Genomic DNA, 18,250 nt, shown 5'->3' with positions numbered 1-18,250 from the left:
GGGGCTTCCCGTTCCGGTTCTGGTCCGGCGTCAGATCAGGCTCGCGCCGATATTGATGGCGAGCGCCAGGATCGTCGTGTTGAACAGGAAGGCGAGGATGGTCTGGACCAGCACGACGCGGCGCATGGCGCGGCTCGACACGGCGACGTCGGAGGTCTGCGCCGCCGCGCCGATGGTGAAGGAGAAATACAGGAAGTCGGCATAGTCGGGCTCGACCGTCTTCGGAAATTCCAGCCCGCCGACCGGCTTCGAGCCCGTGCCGTAGAACAGCCGGGCATAGTGCAGGGTGATCACCGTGTGGATGAAGGCCCAGGAGATCGCGATCGTCAGGCCGGCGAGGCCGAGATGCGACAAAGGCGGCTTCTGGTCGCCGGGCCCCGAGACATGCAGCTCGATGCCGATCGCGGCGAGGCTGACGAGGGTCGCGGCGATCGCCAGGGCAAGGACGATCCATTCCGCCTCGTCCTGCTTCGCCGCGCGCCGGCGCAGCGAGGCGATGTCGGCGCGCAGCATCTGCACCCAACTGGTGACGAGGTAGAGCATCGCGCCGGCATTCCATCCGATGAGGCCGCGCGTGCTCGGCCGGTGCTCGGCCGGCAGCAGTCCCCAGACGGCGAGCCCGACAAGGGTGGCGATCACGAGGCGCGGCCTCAGGCGGATCATCCGCCAGACGCGGCGATGGACGGGAAGGGCGGTCATGCCTTGCCTTCGGCGGCGCCGAGCCGCGCCAGATGGGTCTTGAGGTCGAAATCGTGCCGGGCGACCTCGTCGCGCGCCAGGCGGAAGTCGGCGGCGAGAAGGCGGCGTCCCGCCATATGCTCGCCCGGCCGGTTCACCGTCTCGATGCCGAGAAAGTCGTCGCCCCGGAAGGAATAGGCGACGAGCCGCCCGTCGCCGCCATCGGCGACATGGACATGATCGGCCCCCGCGGTGAGACCGGCGATCTGGAGCTTCAGCCCGCCCTGGTCGCTCCAGAACCAGGGCACGCTGTCATAGGGCCGCGCCTCGCCGAGAAGGACGGAGGCGACGCATTTCGCCTGATCCACCGCGTTCTGCACCGATTCGAGCCGTACGGGACCGCGCGCGTGGCGGCTTTCGAAGACCGCGCAGTCGCCGATGGCGAAGATCGCCGGATCGCTGGTCACCATGAAACGATCGACGCGGATGCCGCCGGCGCAGTCGAGCCCCGCCGCCTGGGCGAGCTCGTCCCGAGGCTCGACGCCGACCGCGACGAGCACGAGATCGGCGGCATGGAAGCCCGCCGCCGTCTCGACCCCCTCGACCCGCGCCGTGCCGGTGAGGCGAAGGACGCGCTGGTCGAGCAGCACCGTCGTTCCCATCGCGCGATGGGCGGCGAGGAAGAAGTCCGAGACGGGCGGCGAGACGACGCGGCCCATCAGGCGCGGGCCGGCTTCGAGCACCGTGACGGCGAGGCCCCGGCCGCGCGCCGAGGCCGCGACCTCCAGCCCGATGAAGCCGCCGCCGATCACGAGGAGCCGTTCCGCCCGGCCGAGTTCCGTGCGCAAGACTTCCGCGTCCGCCGCGCCGCGCAGCATGTGGACGCCGGCTAGGTCCGCGCCATCGACCGCGAGGCGGCGATTGCGCGCGCCGGTCGCCAGCGCCAGCCGGTCGTAGGGAAGGGCGCGGCCGGAGCGAAGCGAGACGCGCTGCGTGGGCCGGTCCAGACGCACGGCCGGATCGTTCGCCAGGACCTCAATGCGTTGGTCGGCGAAGAAGGCGTCCGGCCGCAGCGCCAGGCGCTCGAAGCCGAAATCCTCCTGGAGATAGGCCTTCGACAAGGGCGGGCGCTGATAGGGCAGACGATCCTCGTCGCCGACGAGGGTGATCGAACCGGCAAAGCCGCCCTGGCGCAGGCTGACGGCCACCTGCAGGCCGGCCTGTCCCGCTCCGACGATGACGACGCGCTCCATGCCTTCTTCCCCTTGTCGCTCGGCGGGCAGCGATGCCATGGGGACGAGACCGCCGGCAAGCTTCAAACCGCGCGACGCATTTGCTAGTCCCGCCCGGCAACCTGAGGAAGGACAGTTCCATGAGCATTCGCCGCATCGAGCCCGGAAAGCGCATGTCGGGCGCCGTGATCCATGGCGATACGGTCTATCTCGCCGGCCAGGTCGGCGACCCGGATGGCGGCATCGCCGAACAGACGGCGAGCGCGCTGGCCGAGGTGGACCGCCTCCTCCAGGCCGCCGGCTCCTCCAAGTCGAAGATCCTTTCGGCCCAGATCTGGCTGAAGGACATCGCCGACTTCGGCGCGATGAACACCGTCTGGGACGCCTGGATCGATCCGGCGAACCCGCCGGCCCGTGCCACCATGGGCAAGGCGGATCTCGCTACCCCCGATTATCTGGTCGAAGTCATCGTCACCGCCGCGCTCTGAGCCTCCGGCCGGCGGTCAGACCATGAGCTGGCCGCCATTCACCTCGATCACCTGGCCGGTCAGGTAGCCGGACAGGCGCTCGGAGGCGAGGAACAGATAGGCGGGGGCGCAGTCCTCCGCCGTGCCGAGACGCTTCATCGGGATCGCCTCGGCCGTCGCCTTCAGCTTCTCCTCCGACGAATAGCGGCGGTGGAAGTCGGTCATGATCGTGCCCGGCGACACGGCATTGACGCGGATGCCGTCCGGGGCGAGCTCGCGGGCGAGCGCCCGCGTCCAGGTCGAGAGAAAGGCCTTGGCGCTGGAATAGAGCGAGGAGCCGGGACTGCCGCCGATCCGCGCCGAGATGGACGAGGTGTTGACGATCGCGCCATGTCCGGCGCCCTTCAGGGCGGGCAACAGCGCCGTCGTCAGCGAAACGACCGAGCGGATGTCGAGGTCGAGGATGCGGTCGTATTCCGCGTCCGTCACCGTGGCGGCCGGGATGCGCCCGCCCATCGTGCCGGCATTGTTGACGAGGACGTCCACCCGTTCGCCCTTGTCCAGGATCGCCTCGGCCAGCGCCTGGCCGCTGCCCGGCGCGCCGAGATCGGCGGTGAGGAGGGTCAGCCGGGCGAGGGCGTCCGCGTCGAGACCCGGCGTCAGGTCGCGGGCGACATAGTCCTCGCTGCGCCCGGCATGGGCGACGACCTCGGCGCCCGTCGCCAGAAAGGCGCGCGCCACCGCCGCGCCGATGCCGCGCCCCGCGCCGGTGACGACGACGCGCCGGCCGGCGAACAATGTCGGCTCGAAACCGTGATTCATTCCCCATTCCCTCCCTTGCCCGGCCGGCTGGCCGCCAGAACCGCGCCCGCCGTGACGGCGAGCCAGCCGGCGATGATCAGCAGCCCGCCCGTCGGCGCGGCGCCTTCGAACAGACGCTCCCCGGAAAAGAAGCGATAGGCGAGATCGCCGGAGAAGAGAACCGTGCCGGCGAGAACGACGAGACCGGCCTGGGGCGCGAGGCGCAGGCGCGCCGGCGGCGCGAGGGCCAGCGCCAGGAGCGCCGGCGCGTGGACGAGGGCGATGCCGGCCGCCGTCGCCATCAGCCGCGCTTCGCCGGTGCCATGGGCCGAGACGGCCGCCATGGCGGTGCCGGCGGCGCCGACGAGCCCCGCCGCGCCGGCGAGAAGCGGTTCCAGTCGCATCGCGTTTCCTTTCCGATCCTGCCACGTCCCGGGATTGCCTTGCCCGCGCGGCTCCGTTCATATCGCGCCATGTCGGCGCCATCATCCGTTTCCGAAATCGAACTTGCCACCATGATCGACGCCGCCCTCCTGGCGGGCAGGCGCATCATGCGCGGCTTCGGGGGCGCGCGGACGCATGATGCGAAGGCGGACGGCTCGCCCGTCACCGAATGCGACCGCGAGGCCGAGGAGCTGATCGCGGATCGCCTGCGGCCGGTCTTCGCTGGCCTGCCGATCGTGGCAGAGGAGGCGGTCTCGACCGGCCACGTGCCGCCGGAGCTCGGCCGCCGCTTCCTGCTCGTCGATCCGCTCGACGGCACGCGCGAATTTGTCGCCGGCCTGCCGGACTTCACCGTCAACATTGCCGTCGTGGAAGAGGGCGCGCCGGTTGCGGGCGTCGTCTTCGCGCCGGCCTTCGGCGAACTGTTCTTCACCGCCGGGCGGGGCGCCTTCAAGGAGATCGTCGAGGCGGAGGGCGCGCGCCGCGACGCGCATCCGATCGCCGCTCGGATCGCGCCGGAGCGCCTCATCGCCGTCGTCAGCCGCTCGCATTACGATTCCGACGCCGATGCCTTTCTGGGCACTCATGCGATCGACGCCGTCGTGCCGGTCGGCTCGTCGCTGAAATTCTGCCGCATCGCCGAAGGGGCGGCCGATCTCTATCCGAAGCTCGGCCGGACGATGGAATGGGACACGGCGGCCGGCCATGCCGTGCTCCAGGCGGCCGGCGGCGCGGTGCTGCGGCGCGACGGTTCGCCGCTCGCCTATGGCAAGCGCGGCCTTGCGGGCGAGGCGGATTTCGCCAATCCGCATTTCTACGCGCGCGGCCGGGAGAGCTGAGGCGGCGCTCGGGAAGCGCCGGTCGGCGCGACCATGAAAGCCGTCGATCCGCATATCGACATCGCCCGCCGCATGCGGCATTGCAGGATTCGCGACCTATCGCCGGCCGCCCAGCAAGATCGAAGACCGCCTTGACGACATCCGAGACCAAGCCCTTCGCGCCTCCCGCCGATCTCGCGCCGCCCCATGCCGAGCGCCGGCCGCTGCCGATCGAGACCCATGGCAACCGGCGCGTCGACGACTATGCCTGGCTGCGCGCCGACAACTGGCAGGACGTGTTCAAGGAGCCGAGCCTGCTCGACCCGGCGATCCGCGCCCATCTCGACGCGGAGAACGCCTATCAGGAGGCGCTTCTGGCGCCGCTGGCCCCCTTGCGCGAGGCGCTGGTCGCCGAGATGCGCGGCCGCATCAAGGAGGACGATTCCTCCGTGCCGGCGCCCGACGGCCCCTATGCCTATGGCGTCGCCTACAAGGAAGGCGCCGAATATCCGCGCTTCGTGCGCCGCCCGCGCGACGGCGGCCCGGAAAGCGAGACGGTGATGCTCGACGGCGAGGCGGAAGCGGCGGGGCGCAGCTATTTCTCGCTCGGCGACGTCGCCCATTCGCCGGACCACCAGCGGATCGCCTGGTCGCGCGACGACAAGGGCTCGGAATATTACGCCGTTTCGGTGCGCGACCTTGCCACCGGCGAGGATCTGTCGGAACGGATCGAGGATACCGGCGGCAGCGTCGTCTGGACGGCCCGCTCGGACGGCTTCTTCTATGTGCGGCTCGACGCCAATCACCGGCCGAGCCGCGTCTTCTTCCATCGCGTCGGCAGCGATCCGGCGAGCGACCGGCTCGTCTACGAGGAGACCGATTCCGGCTTCTTCATGAGCGTCGGCTCGACCCAGTCGGACGAGTTCGTGGTGATCCATATCCACGATCACCAGACCTCGGAGGCTTGGCTGATCCCGGCCGCCAACCCGGCCGCCGAGCCGCGCCTCCTCGCCGGGCGCGAGAAAGCGGTGGAATACGACGTCGACGAGGCGAACGGCACCCTCTACATCCTGACCAATGCCGACGGGGCGCGCGACTTCAAGATCGTCACCGCGCCGACCGATTCCTCGCGCCGCGCCGATTGGGTCGACTACGTGCCGCACGAGGACGGACGCCTGATCCTCGACCACATGGTCCTGAAGCGGCATCTCGTCTGGCTGGAGCGGCGCGAGGGCCTGCCGCGCATCGTGGTCAAGCGTCTCGCCGATGGCGAGGAGCATGCGATCGCCTTCGCGGAGGAAGCCTATTCGCTCGGCCTCGGCGGCACCTACGAGTTCGACACGAACACCATCCGCTTCAGCTATTCCTCGCCGACGACGCCGGGCCAGACCTACGACTACGATGTCGAGACGCGCGAGCGCCGGCTGCTGAAGACGCAGGAAGTGCCCTCCGGCCACGATCCCGACGCCTATGTCACCCGGCGCGTCTTCGCCCCCGCCGCCGATGGCGAGACCGTGCCGGTGACGCTGCTCTACCGCAAGGACACCGCGCTCGACGGCTCGGCGCCCTGCATGCTCTACGGCTACGGCGCCTACGGCATCACCATTCCCGCCTCCTTCTCGACCAATGTCCTCAGCCTGGTCGATCGCGGCTTCGTCTATGCCACCGCCCATATCCGCGGCGGCAAGGACAAGGGCTTCCGCTGGTACGAGGCGGGGCGGCGCGAGTTCAAGCCGAACAGCTTCACCGATTTCATCGCCGCCGCCGATCATCTCGTCGCCGAGGGCTATACGAGCCATGCCCGCATCGTCGCCCAGGGCGGCTCGGCCGGCGGCATGCTGATGGGCGCGGTCGCCAATCTGGCGCCGGAGAAGTTCGGCGGCATCGTCGCGGCCGTGCCCTTCGTCGACGTGCTCAACACGATGCTCGACGACACGCTGCCGCTGACGCCGCCGGAATGGCCCGAATGGGGCAATCCGATCGCCTCGGTCGAGGATTTCCACCGCATCGCCGGCTACAGCCCCTACGACAATGTCGAGGCGAAGGCCTATCCCCCGATGCTGGTGCTCGCCGGCCTCACCGATCCGCGCGTCACCTATTGGGAACCGGCGAAATGGGTCGCCCGGCTGCGCGAGAGGAAGACCGACGACAACGTCATCCTCTTCCGCACCAATATGGATGCCGGCCATGCCGGCGCTTCCGGCCGCTTCAACCGGCTGGAGGAGATCGCCCTGATCGACGCCTTCGCCCTGCATCTGATGGGCAAGGCCTGAAGGCTCGACCGGCCGGCCTCTTTGCGCAGAGGCGGTTGCTAGAAATTCCATTCCTGGCTAACGATCCTACATCGCCTTTCGATTTGGGATTGGTGCGGCCATGGGCTTTAGACGGTTCTTTCATTTCTCCGGGCGGGCCGGACGCGGGGAGTTCTGGTTGGCCGCCGTGAAGGCGTCCATCCTCACCTCGCTGGTCGGATTCGCCTTCCATCTCTTCGGCTGGAGCGTGCATGGCCTCCATCCCGCCGCAATCCGCCTGGATGGCGGCGGCATGACCGGTTTCTACGCGCCGACACTCGCGGCCGACTCGACTGCCGATCTCGTTCTTTCTCTCTTCTGGCTGGCCTGCATCTTGCCGGCCGGCATCCGCCGCCGTCACGATCGCGGCGATTGGGGATGGGATCTCGTCCTCATCGCGGCCTTCAATCTGATCGCCAAGGCGTCGCATGGCTTCGTGGGCGGCGGCGGAATCGCCGAGGGCCTGGCCTTCGTCATCCTCGTGTCGAATCTGGAGATGCTCGTCCTGCTCGGCTTCCTGCCGGGCGAGCGCGGCGGCAATGCCTTCGGCCCGGATCGGCAGGCGGAAAGCCGGGCGGCGCTCGACCGGGCGATCAGCGCCTGAGGGCTGGCGCTGGCCGCCTTCCGTTCGGGCGGTGCCTCAGCGCTCCGCGATCGGGCGCCAGGGATGGCCGATCGTCTCGGCATCGATGTCGAAGCGCCAGTAATGGCCCTGGAACGGCTGGTCGCGCCGCCGGCTGATCGGCTCGCCGAGAAGCTGGCAGAGGAGGAGCGTGCCGACGCCGCCATGGGCGACGATCGCGATGTCGCCGCCGCCCGATCCCGTCAGGATGCGGTCGAAGCCCCGGCGCACGCGCGCCTGCGCGTCGATCGCCCGTTCCCAGCCGCGCACGCTCCGCGACGGCTCGGCGAAGAAGGCGTCGGCCATCGCCTCGAATTCCGGTGGCGGCAGGAAGCCGGTGGCGCTGCGGTCGTTTTCCCGCAGGTCGGGATCGACGGCGATGGGCAGGCCGAGCGCGCCGGCCAGGATCCCCGCCGCCTCGATCGCCTTGGTCTCGTCGCTGGCCCAGATCGCGCGGATGCCGGCGAGGTCCGGCCCGGCGGCGAAGGCGCGCATGCGGGCGATGCCCCGATCCGAAAGATGCCAGCGCGGCACCGGCCGCCCGGCATCCACCACGACTTCGGGATGGGTGATGAAGAAGAGGCTGCGCAAGCGGAGGGCGGCTCCCGGTCAGGAAAACCCTCTCCCTGAGCGGGAGAGGGTGAAGCGCGGGCGTCGGATCAGCCGGCGGCCTTCTCGTACATTTCCAGGACGTGGTCCCAGTTGATCAGGCTGTCGACGAAGGCTTCGAGATATTTCGGCCGGGCGTTGCGATAGTCGATGTAATAGGAATGCTCCCAGACATCGACGCCGAGGATCGGCTGCGCGCCGTGCACGATCGGGTTCTCGCCGTTCGGCGTCTTCACGATCTGCAGCTTGCCGTCCTTGAAGGCGACCCAGGCCCAGCCGGAGCCGAACTGCGTGACGCCGGCCTGGATGAAGTCGGCCTTGAACTTGTCATAGCCGCCGAGATCGGAATCGAAGGCCGTCTGGAGCTTGCCCGGCAGGTTGCGGCCGCCGCCGCCCTTCTTCATCCACTGCCAGAAATGGATGTGGTTGTAGTGCTGGCCGGCATTGTTGAAGAGCGGCTGGTTCTTGCCATAGGCCTCCTTCATCACCTCTTCGACGGACTTGTCGCCGAGGCCGGCCTCGGCCGCCAGCTTGTTGCCGGTTTCGACATAGGCGTTGTGGTGCTTGTCGTGGTGGAACTCGAGGGTTTCCTTCGACATGAACGGCTCCAGCGCCGTGTAGTCGTAGGGAAGCGGCGGAAGCGTGAATGCCATGATGCTGGTCTCCTCTTCGGGGTCTCGAAGCGCGGCGTGGCACGCCGTTCGAAACCGCGCCCCTAGATAGGACAAAAGGGCGATTCGTCTAAGGTCTCTTCGCGCTTCGGCCGGCATCCGGCGGCTTGCGCGGGGCTTAACACGCTTGCGTCATCGGCGCGCCGCGCCGGAACCTCGTCCGTCCCGCGCGGTTGTGCCGGAAACGAGAACGGAGACGCGAGGCTGGTGCCCGACGTTGCTCCGCGACGAGGTCGACTGGCTATGGTTCCGCTTTCCACGAACGGCGTCTCGCGCCGCAGATTCCTCACCGGCCTCGGCCTCGGGGCCACGGCGCTCGCCAGCGGCTGCATGAGCGGCGGGCGGGCCCGCATCGCCGATTCCGCCGTCGGTCCGGTCTATTACTCGCCCGAATATGGCGGCAACGGCTATGGCCCGGAAGAGGCCTATCGCGGCGCGCCCGGCGGCGTGCCGGCCGAATATGTCGCCATGTACGGGCCGATCGAGGACAACGGCTTCCTCATTCCCGGCATCGACTTCCGCCGCGTCGATCCGCGCTACTTCCGGCAGGTCGTCGCCGATCCGACCGGCGCCGCGCCCGGCACGATCACCATCGATACGGCCTCGCGCTTCGCCTATCTCTCGCAGGGCGGCGGCACGGCCGTGCGCTACGGCGTCGGCATCGGCCGCGATGGCTTCGCCTGGGCGGGCGACGCCAATGTCCAATGGAAGCAGAAATGGCCGAAATGGACGCCGCCCTCGGAGATGATCGCCCGCCAGCCGGAGCTCGAGGTCTATCGCGACGGCATGCAGGCGGGCCTGAAGAACCCGCTCGGCGCCCGCGCGCTCTATCTGTTCCATGACGGGCAGGACACGCTCTACCGCCTGCACGGCACGCCGGAATATTGGACGATCGGCCATGCCGTCTCCTCCGGCTGCGTGCGCTTCATGAATCACGACATCATCGATCTCTACGATCGGGTGCCGACCGGCGCGAAGGTGCGGGTGATCCAGGGCGGCGGCATCGCCTGAGGCCGAACGGCGAGCGCTCCAGGAACGGGAGGCGGCAAACGGCGTTGCGCAACGCCGGCTCCCGATGGAAGGAACGCCCGAATGCGCCACGATGTCTGTGCCCTGTCCGACCTGTCCGTCGAGGGAATGACGGAAGTCGAGGCGCAAGGCCTCAAGATCCTCCTTCTGCGCGAGCCCGGCGATCGGGTCCAGGCCCTTGGCGGCCTCTGCCCGCACAAGGGCGCGCCGCTGAAGGACGGAATGCGCGTCGGCTCGAAGCTGATCTGTCCCTGGCATCATGCGATCTTCGATGTCGCGACCGGCGATCATCTGGAGCCGCCCGGCAAGGGCTGCCTCAACCGTTTCGCGGCGAGCGTCGAGGACGGCCGCGTCTTCGTGGAGATCGCCGAAGGGCAGGGCCTGCATCGCCCGGAGGTCGAGGCCGCCCAGCGCCGGCGGGGTGGTGACAAGCTCTTCGCGATCGTCGGAGCGGGCGCGGCCGGGCTCGCCTGCGCCGAGGAACTCGTCAAGCTCGGCTTCGACGGCCGGATCGTGATGATCTCGCCGGAGGCCGAGCCGCCCTATGACCGCACCGACCTGTCGAAGACCTATCTTGCCGGCAAGCTGCCCGACGAGAAGCTGCCGCTCGCCGCGCCCGAGGCGCTGGACGGGCTCGGCATCGAGCGCCGCACCGCCACGGTCACGCGGGTCGATCCGTCGGCACGGGAAATCCGGTTCACGGTAGGAGAGCCGCTTCGCTTCGACCGATGCTTCGTCGCGCCCGGCAGCGCCGCGGCGCGGCCGAACCTTCCGGGCCTCGATCTCGACGGCGTCCATGTCTTGCGCTCGCATTGCGACGCGGCGGCGTTGAAGGCGGCACTCCCTCGGGCTCGGCATATCGTCGTGGTCGGCGCCGGCTTCATCGGCATGGAGGCGGCGGCGCAGCTTGCGACGCTCGGCAAGCGCGTGACGGTGATCGCCCGGGACAAGATTCCCTTCGTCAGGCAGTTCGGCCCGGACGTCGCCGGCCAGATCGCCGACCAGCACAAGGAAAAGGGCGTCGCGATCCAGGGCGGGCAGGAGGTCGAAAGTCTGAAGGGCGCCGACGGCCGGGTCGCGGCGGTGCGCCTGAAATCCGGCCAGGAGATCGAAGCCGATCTCGTGCTCGTCGCGGTGGGCGCCGCGCCGCGCGCGAAGCTGCTCGATCCCGAGGCCGGCAAGGGCGTCGCGGTCGACGCCTTCCTCGAATTCGCCCCCGGCGTTCATGCCGGCGGCGACATCGCCGCCGTGCCGCTGCCCGGCCGGATGAAGCCGCTGCGCATCGAGCATTGGCGCGTCGCCGAGCAGCACGGGCGGCAGGCGGCCCGCGCCATGCTGGGCGAGGCCGAGCCCTTCGCCGGCATTCCCTTCTCCTGGACGGCGCAGTTCGACCGCGTCTCCTATCTCGGCCATGCCGACAGCGCCGACGAGGTGCATATCGAGGGCGATCTCGCCGCCGGCTCCTACACCGCCTTCTATGTCGAACGCGGGACCGTCACCGCCGCCATCGGACGCGGCAAGGGCGACCGGACACCGGCGCTGCACGCCCTGATGCTGAGCGACCCGACCCCGTCGCGCGCGTCGCTGGAAAGCGTCGGTTGGGCGCCGGAGAAACTCCTGCGCGGCTGACGGCGACAAGCCGTTGGCGGCTTTCGTCAGGACTCGCCTATCATACGACCGCGCCTCCGCAGGAAACCCGCTGACTTCACCACTTCGTCATCCCGGCCTTGAGCCGGGATCCATTCCAAGCCGGTCGCGACAGGTCTGGAGCGATGCGGAAGGACGCCGGTCGCGTTTCATCCAGGCAGTTCGGGAGAGGCATGGATCCCGGGTCAGGCCCGGGATGACGACGCTGAGAGGGAGTGGCCAAAGATAGATGCAGAAGTGCGCGGCGTCAGGCCCGCATCTGCCGCTGCTGCATCACGTAGAGGGCGTCGAGGCGGCGCTCGCGATTTTCTTCGCGCAGCATGGACGGCATCAGGAAGAGATCGACGATCTGGCCGATGCCGAGCAGGCCGAAGGTGACGAGCCAGAGGAGGCCCGACCAGGGGCGGCCGAGATAGAAGCGGTGCAGGCCGCAGATCCCGGTGAGGCAGAAGAACCAGAGAAGATAGGCGGCAAGGCCGGACCTTTGCGCCGGCGGAGGTGTCATGGCATGAGACATGACACTTATATGACACCGCCGGCCGCGTCCTTCGAGGGGCGGCGGCGGTTTTATCGGCCGCGTTTCAGTCCGCCGAGGATTCCGCGCAACACGGCGGAGGTGATGGTGGAGGCCGCCGTGCGGCCGACCTGTTTCAGCACCGTCTCGGCGATCGTCTGGCGCTGATAGCCGGAGGAGGGCCGGCTTGCCTGCGCGCGGCGGGAGGGGCGGCGCGCCTCACGGGCCTCCTCGTCCTCCGTGTCGTCGCGCCCGCCGCCGCCGAGGCCGAAATCCGGGATCTGGAAGCCGGTCCGGGTGCGGCGCACCGTCTCCTCGCCCCAGGGGCCCGAGGGGCGCGGGGCCGCCGGCGCAGCCTCCTCTTCCGCCTCGGCGCGGGCGCGCGCCCGTTCCGCCCGGCGCGCGGTCTCCTGGCTTCGGGCGGCGGCCTCCGCCTCGCGCGCCTCGGCCTCGCGCTTGGCATCGGCGGCGGCGCGGCCGCTCAGCTTCTCGTAGGCCGATTCTGGGTCGATCGCATTGTCGTAGTCCCCGGCGACGGGACTGCCGGCGATGATCGATTCCCGTTCGGCCGGCGTGATGGCGCCGATTTGGGCGGCCGGCGGCCGGATCAGCGTTTTCTGCACCATGGTCGGAACGCCGCCCTTGCCGAGCACCGAGACCAGCGCCTCGCCGACGCCGAGGGCGGTGATCGCCTCCATCGTGTCGAAGGCCGGGTTCGGCCGGAAGGTCTCGGCGGCGGTGCGCACCGCCTTCTGCTCGCGCGGCGTATAGGCGCGCAACGCGTGCTGCACCCGGTTGCCGAGCTGCGCCAGCACCGCCTCGGGCAGATCCAGCGGGTTCTGCGTGACGAAATAGACGCCGACGCCCTTGGAACGGATCAGCTTTACCACCTGCTCGACGCGGTCGGTCAGGATCTTCGGCGCGTCGTCGAAGAGAAGATGCGCCTCGTCGAAGAAGAAGACGAGCTTCGGCTTGTCGAGGTCGCCGACCTCCGGCAGTTCCTCGAAGAGTTCCGACAGGAGCCAGAGCAGGAAGGTCGCGTAGAGGCGCGGGCTCATCATCAGCCTGTCGGCGGCCAGGACGTTCACCATGCCGCGTCCGTCGCGATCGGTGCGCAGGAGGTCGGTGATCTTCAGCGCCGGCTCGCCGAAGAAGTTCTTCGCGCCCTGCTGTTCGAGCACGAGAAGGGCGCGCTGGATCGCCCCCACCGTCTGCTTGGCGATATTGCCGTAGTCGCGCGAGATCTCGTCGGCATGGTCGGCGACATGGGTCAGCATCGCCTGGAGATCCTTGAGGTCGAGGAGCAGAAGGCCCTCGTCGTCGGCGAGCTTGAAGACGATGTTGAGGACGCCTTCCTGCGCCTCGCTGAGATTCATCAGGCGCGAAAGGAGGAGCGGACCCATCTCGGCGATGGTGGCGCGGACCGGGTGACCCTTCTCGCCGAAGATGTCCCAGAAGATCACCGGATAGCTGTCGTTGTAATAGGGATCGAGCCCGATCGCCGCCGCGCGCTCGGTGAGAAAGGGCTTCGGCTCGCCGCGCTTGGCGATGCCGGACAGATCGCCCTTGATGTCGGCGCAGAAGACGGGAACGCCGGCTTCCGACAGACCCTCGGCCAGGACCTGAAGCGTCACCGTCTTGCCGGTGCCGGTGGCGCCGGTGACGAGCCCGTGCCGATTGGCGAGCTTTAGATCGAGATATTCGCCCTCCAGGGGCTTGTTCGCGCCGTCGACGGCGGCACCGATAAAGACCTTGCCTTCCTGCAGCACCGCGCGACATCCTCGTTTCGCTCAGGAAGCGTTATAGAAGCCTCGGCCGCGCGTTCAAAGCCACGCTTGGAGTCGCGGTGCGTTCCTTTCGTCGCAACCGGTTCGCGGATCGAGGATGTTCCGATGGCGGAAATCGAGCTGAAGCCCCGTCAGACGGTGAAGCCGAAGGTCGAGCGACCGAAGCTGCACAAGGTCATTCTCGTCAACGACGACTTCACGCCGCGCGAATTCGTGGTGCGGGTGCTGAAGGCGGAATTCCGGATGGGCGAGGATCTGGCGCATCGCGTGATGGTCACCGCGCATCAGAAGGGGTCCTGCGTCGTCGCGGTCTTCACCCGGGACGTCGCCGAGACGAAGGCGACGCGGGCGACGGAGGCGGGGCGCCGGGCGGGCTATCCGCTGCTCTTCACGACCGAGCCGGAGGAATAGGGAGCGCGGACGGCCCCATGACGGGCCGTCCGGCAGGTTTCTTATTGCTGCGAGCAGGCGGCGGTGTTCTCGGTGCCGGGCGCGCAGTTCTGGCTGTTGTTGCCGCGATTGCCGGACGAGTTGCCGTTCGTCGTCTCGCCCTGGCTGCGGCCGCTCGTCATGCTGTTGCCGCCGCTGCCGCCGCTCATATTGCCGACGGAGTTGGTGCTGTCGGCGCCGGTCCGGCCGCCGGACACGCTGCCGGTCGTATCCGTGCTGCCGGCGCCCGCATTGCCGGAGCCCGTCGAACCGGCGCCCGTGCTGCCGGCACCGCTATTGCCGGCGCCGCTCGAGCCCGAACTGCTGGCGCCGCCGCCCGAACCGCCCGAACCGCCGCCCGACTGCGCGTAGGCGCCGGCCGCCGCGCCGAAGGTGAGGAGCGCGGCCAAGGCCGCCGAACCGATGAGCTTTTTCATGGATTTCGCCTTTCGATCGGCGCCGGCGGAAGCGGCGCCCTGTCGAGAGGGAGACGATCCAGCCCATGGGGCCGTTCCCGCCGCTTTGGATGCCCGGCCACGCAGCGGCAGGATTTGACCAAACGATCAAAATATTTGACGGGCCCGAAAATTCGCATCATTCTAAACTGAACCGGCCGAAAGCGCGCCGGCCGGTGCCAGGATGCGAGGTTCGCGATGAACGAGTTGTCCCCCGTCAAGCCGGATATCGCGCATGGCCGTCTCGGCCTCGACGCCCTGGCGCGCAATTTCGACGATCTTCACCCGCCGCTCGAAGCGCATGAGGCGCTGGTCGAAAGCGACCGCTGCTATTTCTGCTACGACGCACCCTGCATGCAGGCCTGCCCGACCTCGATCGACGTGCCGCTCTTCATCCGGCAGATCCAGGCCGGCAATCCGAATGGGGCGGCCAAGACCATCCTCTCGGCCAATATCCTCGGCGGCATGTGCGCCCGCGTCTGCCCGACGGAGACGCTCTGCGAGGAAGCCTGCGTGCGCGAGGCGGCGGAGGGCAAGCCGGTGAAGATCGGCATGCTGCAGCGCTATGCGACCGACCATCTGATGGAGAAGGGCCGGCATCCCTTCACCCGCGCGCCGGACACCGGCAAGCGCGTCGCGGTGGTGGGGGCGGGGCCGGCGGGCCTCTCCTGCGCCCATCGCCTCGCCGTCCACGGCCATGCGGTGACGCTCTACGACGCGCGGGCCAAGCCCGGCGGTCTCAACGAATATGGCATCGCGGCCTACAAGGCGACGCGCAACTTCGCCCAGGAGGAGGTCGACTTCATCCTGGAGATCGGCGGCATCACGGTCGAGAACGGCAAGGCGCTCGGCCGCGACATCCATCTCGACGCGCTGCGGCGGGATTTCGACGCGGTGTTTCTCGGCCTCGGCCTTGCCGGCGTCAACGCGCTCGGCGCGGAAGGCGAGGGGCATGGCGGCAGCCAGGACGCGGTCGCCTGGATCGCGGATCTGCGCCAGACCACCGATCTCGGCAGCCTGCCGGTCGGACGGCGCGTCGTGGTGATCGGCGGCGGCATGACGGCGGTCGATGCCGCCGTCCAGGCCAAGGCGCTCGGGGCGGAGGAGGTGACGCTGGCCTATCGCCGGGGGCGGGAGGCGATGAACGCCTCGGTCTTCGAGCAGGAACTCGCGCTGCGCTGGGGCGTGGCGCTGCGCTGCAATCTTCAGCCGAAGCGCATTCTCGGCCAGGGCGGCCATGTCTCCGGCATCGAATTCGAGCGCACGCGCACCGAGAACGGCGAACTCGTCCTCACCGGCGAGACGGTGATGATCGAGGCCGATCAGGTCTTCAAGGCGATCGGCCAGACCTTTCTCGGCGACGGGATCGCTCCCGAAGGGGCGGCGCTGGCGATGGAGCGCGGCCGCATCCTGGCCGATGCCCGGCGGCGCACCAGCCTGTCCGGCGTCTGGGCCGGCGGCGACTGCATCGCGGAGGGCGACGATCTCACCGTCATCGCGGTGGAGGACGGCAAGATCGCGGCCGAAGACATTCACGCGACGCTGATGGCGAACGCCTGAGGGAGGACAGGACCATGGCCGATCTATCCGTCGATTTCCTCGGCATCCGCTCGCCGAACCCGTTCTGGCTCGCCTCCGCGCCGCCGACCGACAAGGAATACAACGTGCAGCGCGCCTTCGAGGCGGGCTGGGGCGGCGTCGTGTGGAAGACGCTCGGCGAGGCGGGGCCGGCCGTCGTCAATGTCAACGGCCCGCGCTACGGCGCGATCCACGGGCCGGACCGGCGGCTGCTCGGGCTGAACAATATCGAGCTGATCACCGATCGCGATCTCGAGATCAATCTCGAGGAGATGGCGCGGGTGAAGCGCAACTGGCCGGACCGCGCCCTCGTCGCTTCGCTGATGGTGCCCTGCGAGGAGAAGAGCTGGAAGGCGATCCTGTCCCGCGTCGACGCGACGGTCTGCGACGGGCTGGAGCTGAATTTCGGCTGTCCGCACGGGATGAGCGAGCGCGGCATGGGCTCTGCCGTCGGGCAGGTGCCCGAATATATCGAGATGGTGGCACGCTGGTGCAAGGAGAATTCCGGCCTGCCGGTGATCGTGAAGCTCACGCCCAACATCACCGACATCCGCTATCCGGCCCGCGCCGCCAGGCGCGGCGGCGCCGATGCCGTGTCCTTGATCAACACCGTCTCCTCCATCGTCTCGATCGACCTCGACAGCTTCGCGCCGACGCCGACCATCGACGGCAAGGGCAGCCATGGCGGCTATTGCGGTCCGGCGGTGAAGCCGATCGCGCTCAACATGGTCGCCGAGATCGCCCGCGACCGCGAGACCTACGGCCTGCCGATCTCCGGCATCGGCGGCATCACCACCTGGCGGGACGCGGCGGAATTCATCGCGCTCGGCTGCGGCACGGTGCAGGTCTGCACGGCGGCGATGACCTACGGCTTCAAGATCGTGCAGGAGATGACGGCCGGCCTGTCCGACTGGATGGACGAGAAGGGCTATGCGCGGATCGAGGATTTCCGGGGCCGCGCGGTGCGCAACGTCACCGATTGGCAATATCTCAATCTCAGCTACGTCACCAAGGCGCGGATCGACCAGGATCTCTGCATCAAATGCGGCCGCTGCCACATCGCCTGCGAGGACACCTCGCATCAGGCGATCACCTCGATGCTCGACGGGCGACGCCATTTCGAGGTGGTCGACGAGGAATGCGTCGGCTGCAATCTCTGCGTGAATGTCTGTCCGGTGGAGAACTGCATCACCATGGAGCGGATCGCCGACTACGATCCGCGCACCAAACGGCCGATCCCGGCCGAATATACCAACTGGACCGCGCATCCGAACAATCCGATGCGCCGCGAGGCGATGCAGTTCGCGCCGGAGCCGGTGGTGCTGGAGGCCGAGCCGGCGGAGTGAGCGGCGGACAGGGGCGTCGCGATGGGTCCAGACGCCGGACCCTCGCCCGCTCCCGGGGCGGGGGCGGGCCGGGGCTCAGCGCGGCTTCACGCCGTTGAGGATGATCGAAAGCACGGCCTGCGCCGTCTGCTCGCGAAAGCCGGGCCGGCCGACCTCGCGCCCGAGGATCGCGCGGATCTGCACGTCGAAATCGGCATAGTGCTGCGTCGTCGCCCAGATGGCGAAGATCAGGTGGACGGGATCGATCGGCGCGAGCCGACCTTCCGTCACCCAGCCCCTGATGATCGCCGCCTTCTCGGTGACGAGCCCGCGCAGGCGCGTTTCGAGAAAGGGCCCGATCACCGGCGCGCCGGCCAGGATCTCGTTGACGAAGAGGCGGGACGCCTCCGGCTTCTCGGCCGACATCGCGAGCTTGGCCGTGATGTAGCGCCGCAGCTCCTCCACCGGGTCGCCATCGGCCGCCATCGCTTCCAGCGGCGCCAGCCAGGCGTCGAGCGTCGCCTCCAGCACCGCCTCGTAGATGTCCTGCTTGCGCTTGAAATAGTAGAGAAGATTCGGCTTGGACATGCCCGCCTTCGCCGCGATCTCGTCCAGCGTCGAGCCGCGAAAGCCGTGGGCCGAGAAGACCTCCAGCGCCGCGTCGAGGATCAGCGCCCGGTTGATGCCCTGGATGCGCGTGACCGGCGCTTCGCCGGCGGAGGCAAGCCCTTCGTCCGCCTTCGCATCCATCGCGTCCCCTTTTTCCTTCCCGCTTGACCGGTCCCGATCGCCCTTCTAGCCTGGATTTTGACCAGCCAGTCAAGAATGCCCGCGAACCTCGCAGCCGGCTCGG

The 18,250-nt window shown here is 68.8% G+C and carries 19 protein-coding genes; 9 read left to right on the top strand and 10 right to left on the bottom strand.

The annotated features are described in order from the left end of the window. Positions 1 to 30: 30 nt before the first annotated feature. Positions 31 to 699 carry a DUF1345 domain-containing protein gene (locus IEY14_RS24645; protein WP_188913331.1) on the bottom strand — a complete coding sequence of 223 codons (669 nt, stop codon included), beginning with the start codon at positions 697 to 699 and terminating at the stop codon, positions 31 to 33. Then, positions 696 to 1,931, bottom strand: a complete 1,236-nt coding sequence (locus tag IEY14_RS24640; RefSeq protein WP_188913329.1) for an NAD(P)/FAD-dependent oxidoreductase — start codon at positions 1,929 to 1,931, stop codon at positions 696 to 698. The genes IEY14_RS24645 and IEY14_RS24640 overlap by 4 nt, the downstream gene beginning before the upstream one ends. A gap of 119 nt (positions 1,932 to 2,050) precedes the next feature. Between IEY14_RS24640 and IEY14_RS24635 the strand changes: the two genes are divergently transcribed. Next, on the top strand, positions 2,051 to 2,398 hold the full coding sequence (locus IEY14_RS24635; protein ID WP_188913327.1) for a RidA family protein: 348 nt from the start codon (positions 2,051 to 2,053) through the stop codon (positions 2,396 to 2,398). A 15-nt stretch (positions 2,399 to 2,413) separates the two neighbouring features. On the opposite strand, the gene IEY14_RS24630 is transcribed toward IEY14_RS24635, so the two are convergent. Both IEY14_RS24630 and IEY14_RS24625 read right to left on the bottom strand, forming a co-directional pair. Next, the gene (locus tag IEY14_RS24630; protein ID WP_188913325.1) at positions 2,414 to 3,199 is read right to left on the bottom strand and encodes an SDR family NAD(P)-dependent oxidoreductase; all 786 of its coding nucleotides are present in this window, start codon (positions 3,197 to 3,199) and stop codon (positions 2,414 to 2,416) included. After that, the gene (locus IEY14_RS24625; protein ID WP_188913323.1) at positions 3,196 to 3,582 is read right to left on the bottom strand and encodes a DUF423 domain-containing protein; all 387 of its coding nucleotides are present in this window, start codon (positions 3,580 to 3,582) and stop codon (positions 3,196 to 3,198) included. Before IEY14_RS24625 ends, IEY14_RS24630 begins: the two co-directional genes overlap by 4 nt. A 111-nt stretch (positions 3,583 to 3,693) precedes the next feature. Here IEY14_RS24625 and cysQ point away from each other — a divergent pair, with 111 nt between their 5' ends. The 3 genes from cysQ (at position 3,694) to IEY14_RS24610 (ending at position 7,335) form a co-directional block, all read left to right on the top strand. Beyond that, positions 3,694 to 4,461, top strand: coding sequence for a 3'(2'),5'-bisphosphate nucleotidase CysQ (gene cysQ / locus IEY14_RS24620; protein ID WP_188913321.1), 768 nt, complete (start codon positions 3,694 to 3,696; stop codon positions 4,459 to 4,461). Between the two features lie 131 nt (positions 4,462 to 4,592). Next, the gene (locus IEY14_RS24615) at positions 4,593 to 6,713 is read left to right on the top strand and encodes a S9 family peptidase (protein WP_373289051.1); all 2,121 of its coding nucleotides are present in this window, start codon (positions 4,593 to 4,595) and stop codon (positions 6,711 to 6,713) included. A 100-nt stretch (positions 6,714 to 6,813) separates the two neighbouring features. Then, the gene (locus IEY14_RS24610; RefSeq protein ID WP_188913319.1) at positions 6,814 to 7,335 is read left to right on the top strand and encodes a DUF805 domain-containing protein; all 522 of its coding nucleotides are present in this window, start codon (positions 6,814 to 6,816) and stop codon (positions 7,333 to 7,335) included. A 36-nt stretch (positions 7,336 to 7,371) separates the two neighbouring features. Here the strand turns inward: IEY14_RS24610 and IEY14_RS24605 are convergent, their stop codons facing one another. After that, entirely contained in the window at positions 7,372 to 7,944 is a 573-nt protein-coding gene (locus IEY14_RS24605) for a histidine phosphatase family protein (RefSeq protein WP_188913317.1), read from the bottom strand. A 68-nt stretch (positions 7,945 to 8,012) separates the two neighbouring features. Then, the gene (locus IEY14_RS24600; protein ID WP_188913314.1) at positions 8,013 to 8,615 is read right to left on the bottom strand and encodes a superoxide dismutase; all 603 of its coding nucleotides are present in this window, start codon (positions 8,613 to 8,615) and stop codon (positions 8,013 to 8,015) included. A gap of 261 nt (positions 8,616 to 8,876) precedes the next feature. Here IEY14_RS24600 and IEY14_RS24595 point away from each other — a divergent pair, with 261 nt between their 5' ends. Together IEY14_RS24595 and IEY14_RS24590 are read left to right on the top strand one after the other, a co-directional pair. Beyond that, entirely contained in the window at positions 8,877 to 9,644 is a 768-nt protein-coding gene (locus tag IEY14_RS24595; RefSeq protein WP_188913312.1) for a L,D-transpeptidase, read from the top strand. Positions 9,645 to 9,725: 81 nt separating this feature from the next. Beyond that, the gene (locus IEY14_RS24590) at positions 9,726 to 11,291 is read left to right on the top strand and encodes an FAD-dependent oxidoreductase (protein ID WP_188913311.1); all 1,566 of its coding nucleotides are present in this window, start codon (positions 9,726 to 9,728) and stop codon (positions 11,289 to 11,291) included. A 265-nt stretch (positions 11,292 to 11,556) separates the two neighbouring features. On the opposite strand, the gene IEY14_RS24585 is transcribed toward IEY14_RS24590, so the two are convergent. Further along, positions 11,557 to 11,814, bottom strand: coding sequence for a TM2 domain-containing protein (locus IEY14_RS24585; protein WP_188913309.1), 258 nt, complete (start codon positions 11,812 to 11,814; stop codon positions 11,557 to 11,559). A 62-nt stretch (positions 11,815 to 11,876) separates the two neighbouring features. After that, positions 11,877 to 13,592: a helicase HerA-like domain-containing protein gene (locus tag IEY14_RS24580; RefSeq protein ID WP_188913307.1), complete on the bottom strand. Its 1,716-nt coding sequence runs from the start codon at positions 13,590 to 13,592 to the stop codon at positions 11,877 to 11,879. 123 nt (positions 13,593 to 13,715) lie between these two features. Here IEY14_RS24580 and clpS point away from each other — a divergent pair, with 123 nt between their 5' ends. Continuing rightward, entirely contained in the window at positions 13,716 to 14,021 is a 306-nt protein-coding gene (clpS, locus tag IEY14_RS24575; protein ID WP_188913305.1) for an ATP-dependent Clp protease adapter ClpS, read from the top strand. A gap of 41 nt (positions 14,022 to 14,062) precedes the next feature. On the opposite strand, the gene IEY14_RS24570 is transcribed toward clpS, so the two are convergent. After that, positions 14,063 to 14,476, bottom strand: a complete 414-nt coding sequence (locus IEY14_RS24570) for a hypothetical protein (RefSeq protein ID WP_188913303.1) — start codon at positions 14,474 to 14,476, stop codon at positions 14,063 to 14,065. 216 nt (positions 14,477 to 14,692) lie between these two features. Here IEY14_RS24570 and IEY14_RS24565 point away from each other — a divergent pair, with 216 nt between their 5' ends. Together IEY14_RS24565 and preA are read left to right on the top strand one after the other, a co-directional pair. Beyond that, positions 14,693 to 16,054, top strand: a complete 1,362-nt coding sequence (locus tag IEY14_RS24565) for an NAD(P)-dependent oxidoreductase (RefSeq protein WP_188913301.1) — start codon at positions 14,693 to 14,695, stop codon at positions 16,052 to 16,054. Positions 16,055 to 16,068: 14 nt separating this feature from the next. Continuing rightward, on the top strand, positions 16,069 to 17,418 hold the full coding sequence (gene preA / locus IEY14_RS24560) for an NAD-dependent dihydropyrimidine dehydrogenase subunit PreA (protein ID WP_188913299.1): 1,350 nt from the start codon (positions 16,069 to 16,071) through the stop codon (positions 17,416 to 17,418). Between the two features lie 75 nt (positions 17,419 to 17,493). On the opposite strand, the gene IEY14_RS24555 is transcribed toward preA, so the two are convergent. Next, positions 17,494 to 18,147 carry a TetR family transcriptional regulator C-terminal domain-containing protein gene (locus tag IEY14_RS24555; protein ID WP_188913297.1) on the bottom strand — a complete coding sequence of 218 codons (654 nt, stop codon included), beginning with the start codon at positions 18,145 to 18,147 and terminating at the stop codon, positions 17,494 to 17,496. Positions 18,148 to 18,250: the final 103 nt, after the last annotated feature.

Origin of the sequence: Aureimonas endophytica (assembly GCF_014642635.1) — a bacterium.
GTDB classification, from domain to species: Bacteria; Pseudomonadota; Alphaproteobacteria; order Rhizobiales; family Rhizobiaceae; genus Plantimonas; species Plantimonas endophytica.
Note: the sequence above shows the minus strand (reverse complement) of the source record. Positions and strands in the feature narration are given on the sequence as shown.

Excerpts from the sequence above, each read along its gene's own strand:
- IEY14_RS24645 (WP_188913331.1), bottom strand. The coding sequence starts at position 699 with ATGACCGCCCTTCCCGTCCATCGCCGCGTCTGGCGGATGATCCGCCTG.
- IEY14_RS24640 (WP_188913329.1), bottom strand. The coding sequence starts at position 1,931 with ATGGAGCGCGTCGTCATCGTCGGAGCGGGACAGGCCGGCCTGCAGGTG.
- IEY14_RS24635 (WP_188913327.1), top strand. The coding sequence starts at position 2,051 with ATGAGCATTCGCCGCATCGAGCCCGGAAAGCGCATGTCGGGCGCCGTG.
- IEY14_RS24630 (WP_188913325.1), bottom strand. The coding sequence starts at position 3,199 with ATGAATCACGGTTTCGAGCCGACATTGTTCGCCGGCCGGCGCGTCGTC.
- IEY14_RS24625 (WP_188913323.1), bottom strand. The coding sequence starts at position 3,582 with ATGCGACTGGAACCGCTTCTCGCCGGCGCGGCGGGGCTCGTCGGCGCC.
- cysQ (WP_188913321.1), top strand. The coding sequence starts at position 3,694 with ATGATCGACGCCGCCCTCCTGGCGGGCAGGCGCATCATGCGCGGCTTC.
- IEY14_RS24610 (WP_188913319.1), top strand. The coding sequence starts at position 6,814 with ATGGGCTTTAGACGGTTCTTTCATTTCTCCGGGCGGGCCGGACGCGGG.
- IEY14_RS24600 (WP_188913314.1), bottom strand. The coding sequence starts at position 8,615 with ATGGCATTCACGCTTCCGCCGCTTCCCTACGACTACACGGCGCTGGAG.
- IEY14_RS24595 (WP_188913312.1), top strand. The coding sequence starts at position 8,877 with ATGGTTCCGCTTTCCACGAACGGCGTCTCGCGCCGCAGATTCCTCACC.
- IEY14_RS24590 (WP_188913311.1), top strand. The coding sequence starts at position 9,726 with ATGCGCCACGATGTCTGTGCCCTGTCCGACCTGTCCGTCGAGGGAATG.
- IEY14_RS24585 (WP_188913309.1), bottom strand. The coding sequence starts at position 11,814 with ATGACACCTCCGCCGGCGCAAAGGTCCGGCCTTGCCGCCTATCTTCTC.
- clpS (WP_188913305.1), top strand. The coding sequence starts at position 13,716 with ATGGCGGAAATCGAGCTGAAGCCCCGTCAGACGGTGAAGCCGAAGGTC.
- IEY14_RS24570 (WP_188913303.1), bottom strand. The coding sequence starts at position 14,476 with ATGAAAAAGCTCATCGGTTCGGCGGCCTTGGCCGCGCTCCTCACCTTC.
- IEY14_RS24565 (WP_188913301.1), top strand. The coding sequence starts at position 14,693 with ATGAACGAGTTGTCCCCCGTCAAGCCGGATATCGCGCATGGCCGTCTC.
- preA (WP_188913299.1), top strand. The coding sequence starts at position 16,069 with ATGGCCGATCTATCCGTCGATTTCCTCGGCATCCGCTCGCCGAACCCG.
- IEY14_RS24555 (WP_188913297.1), bottom strand. The coding sequence starts at position 18,147 with ATGGATGCGAAGGCGGACGAAGGGCTTGCCTCCGCCGGCGAAGCGCCG.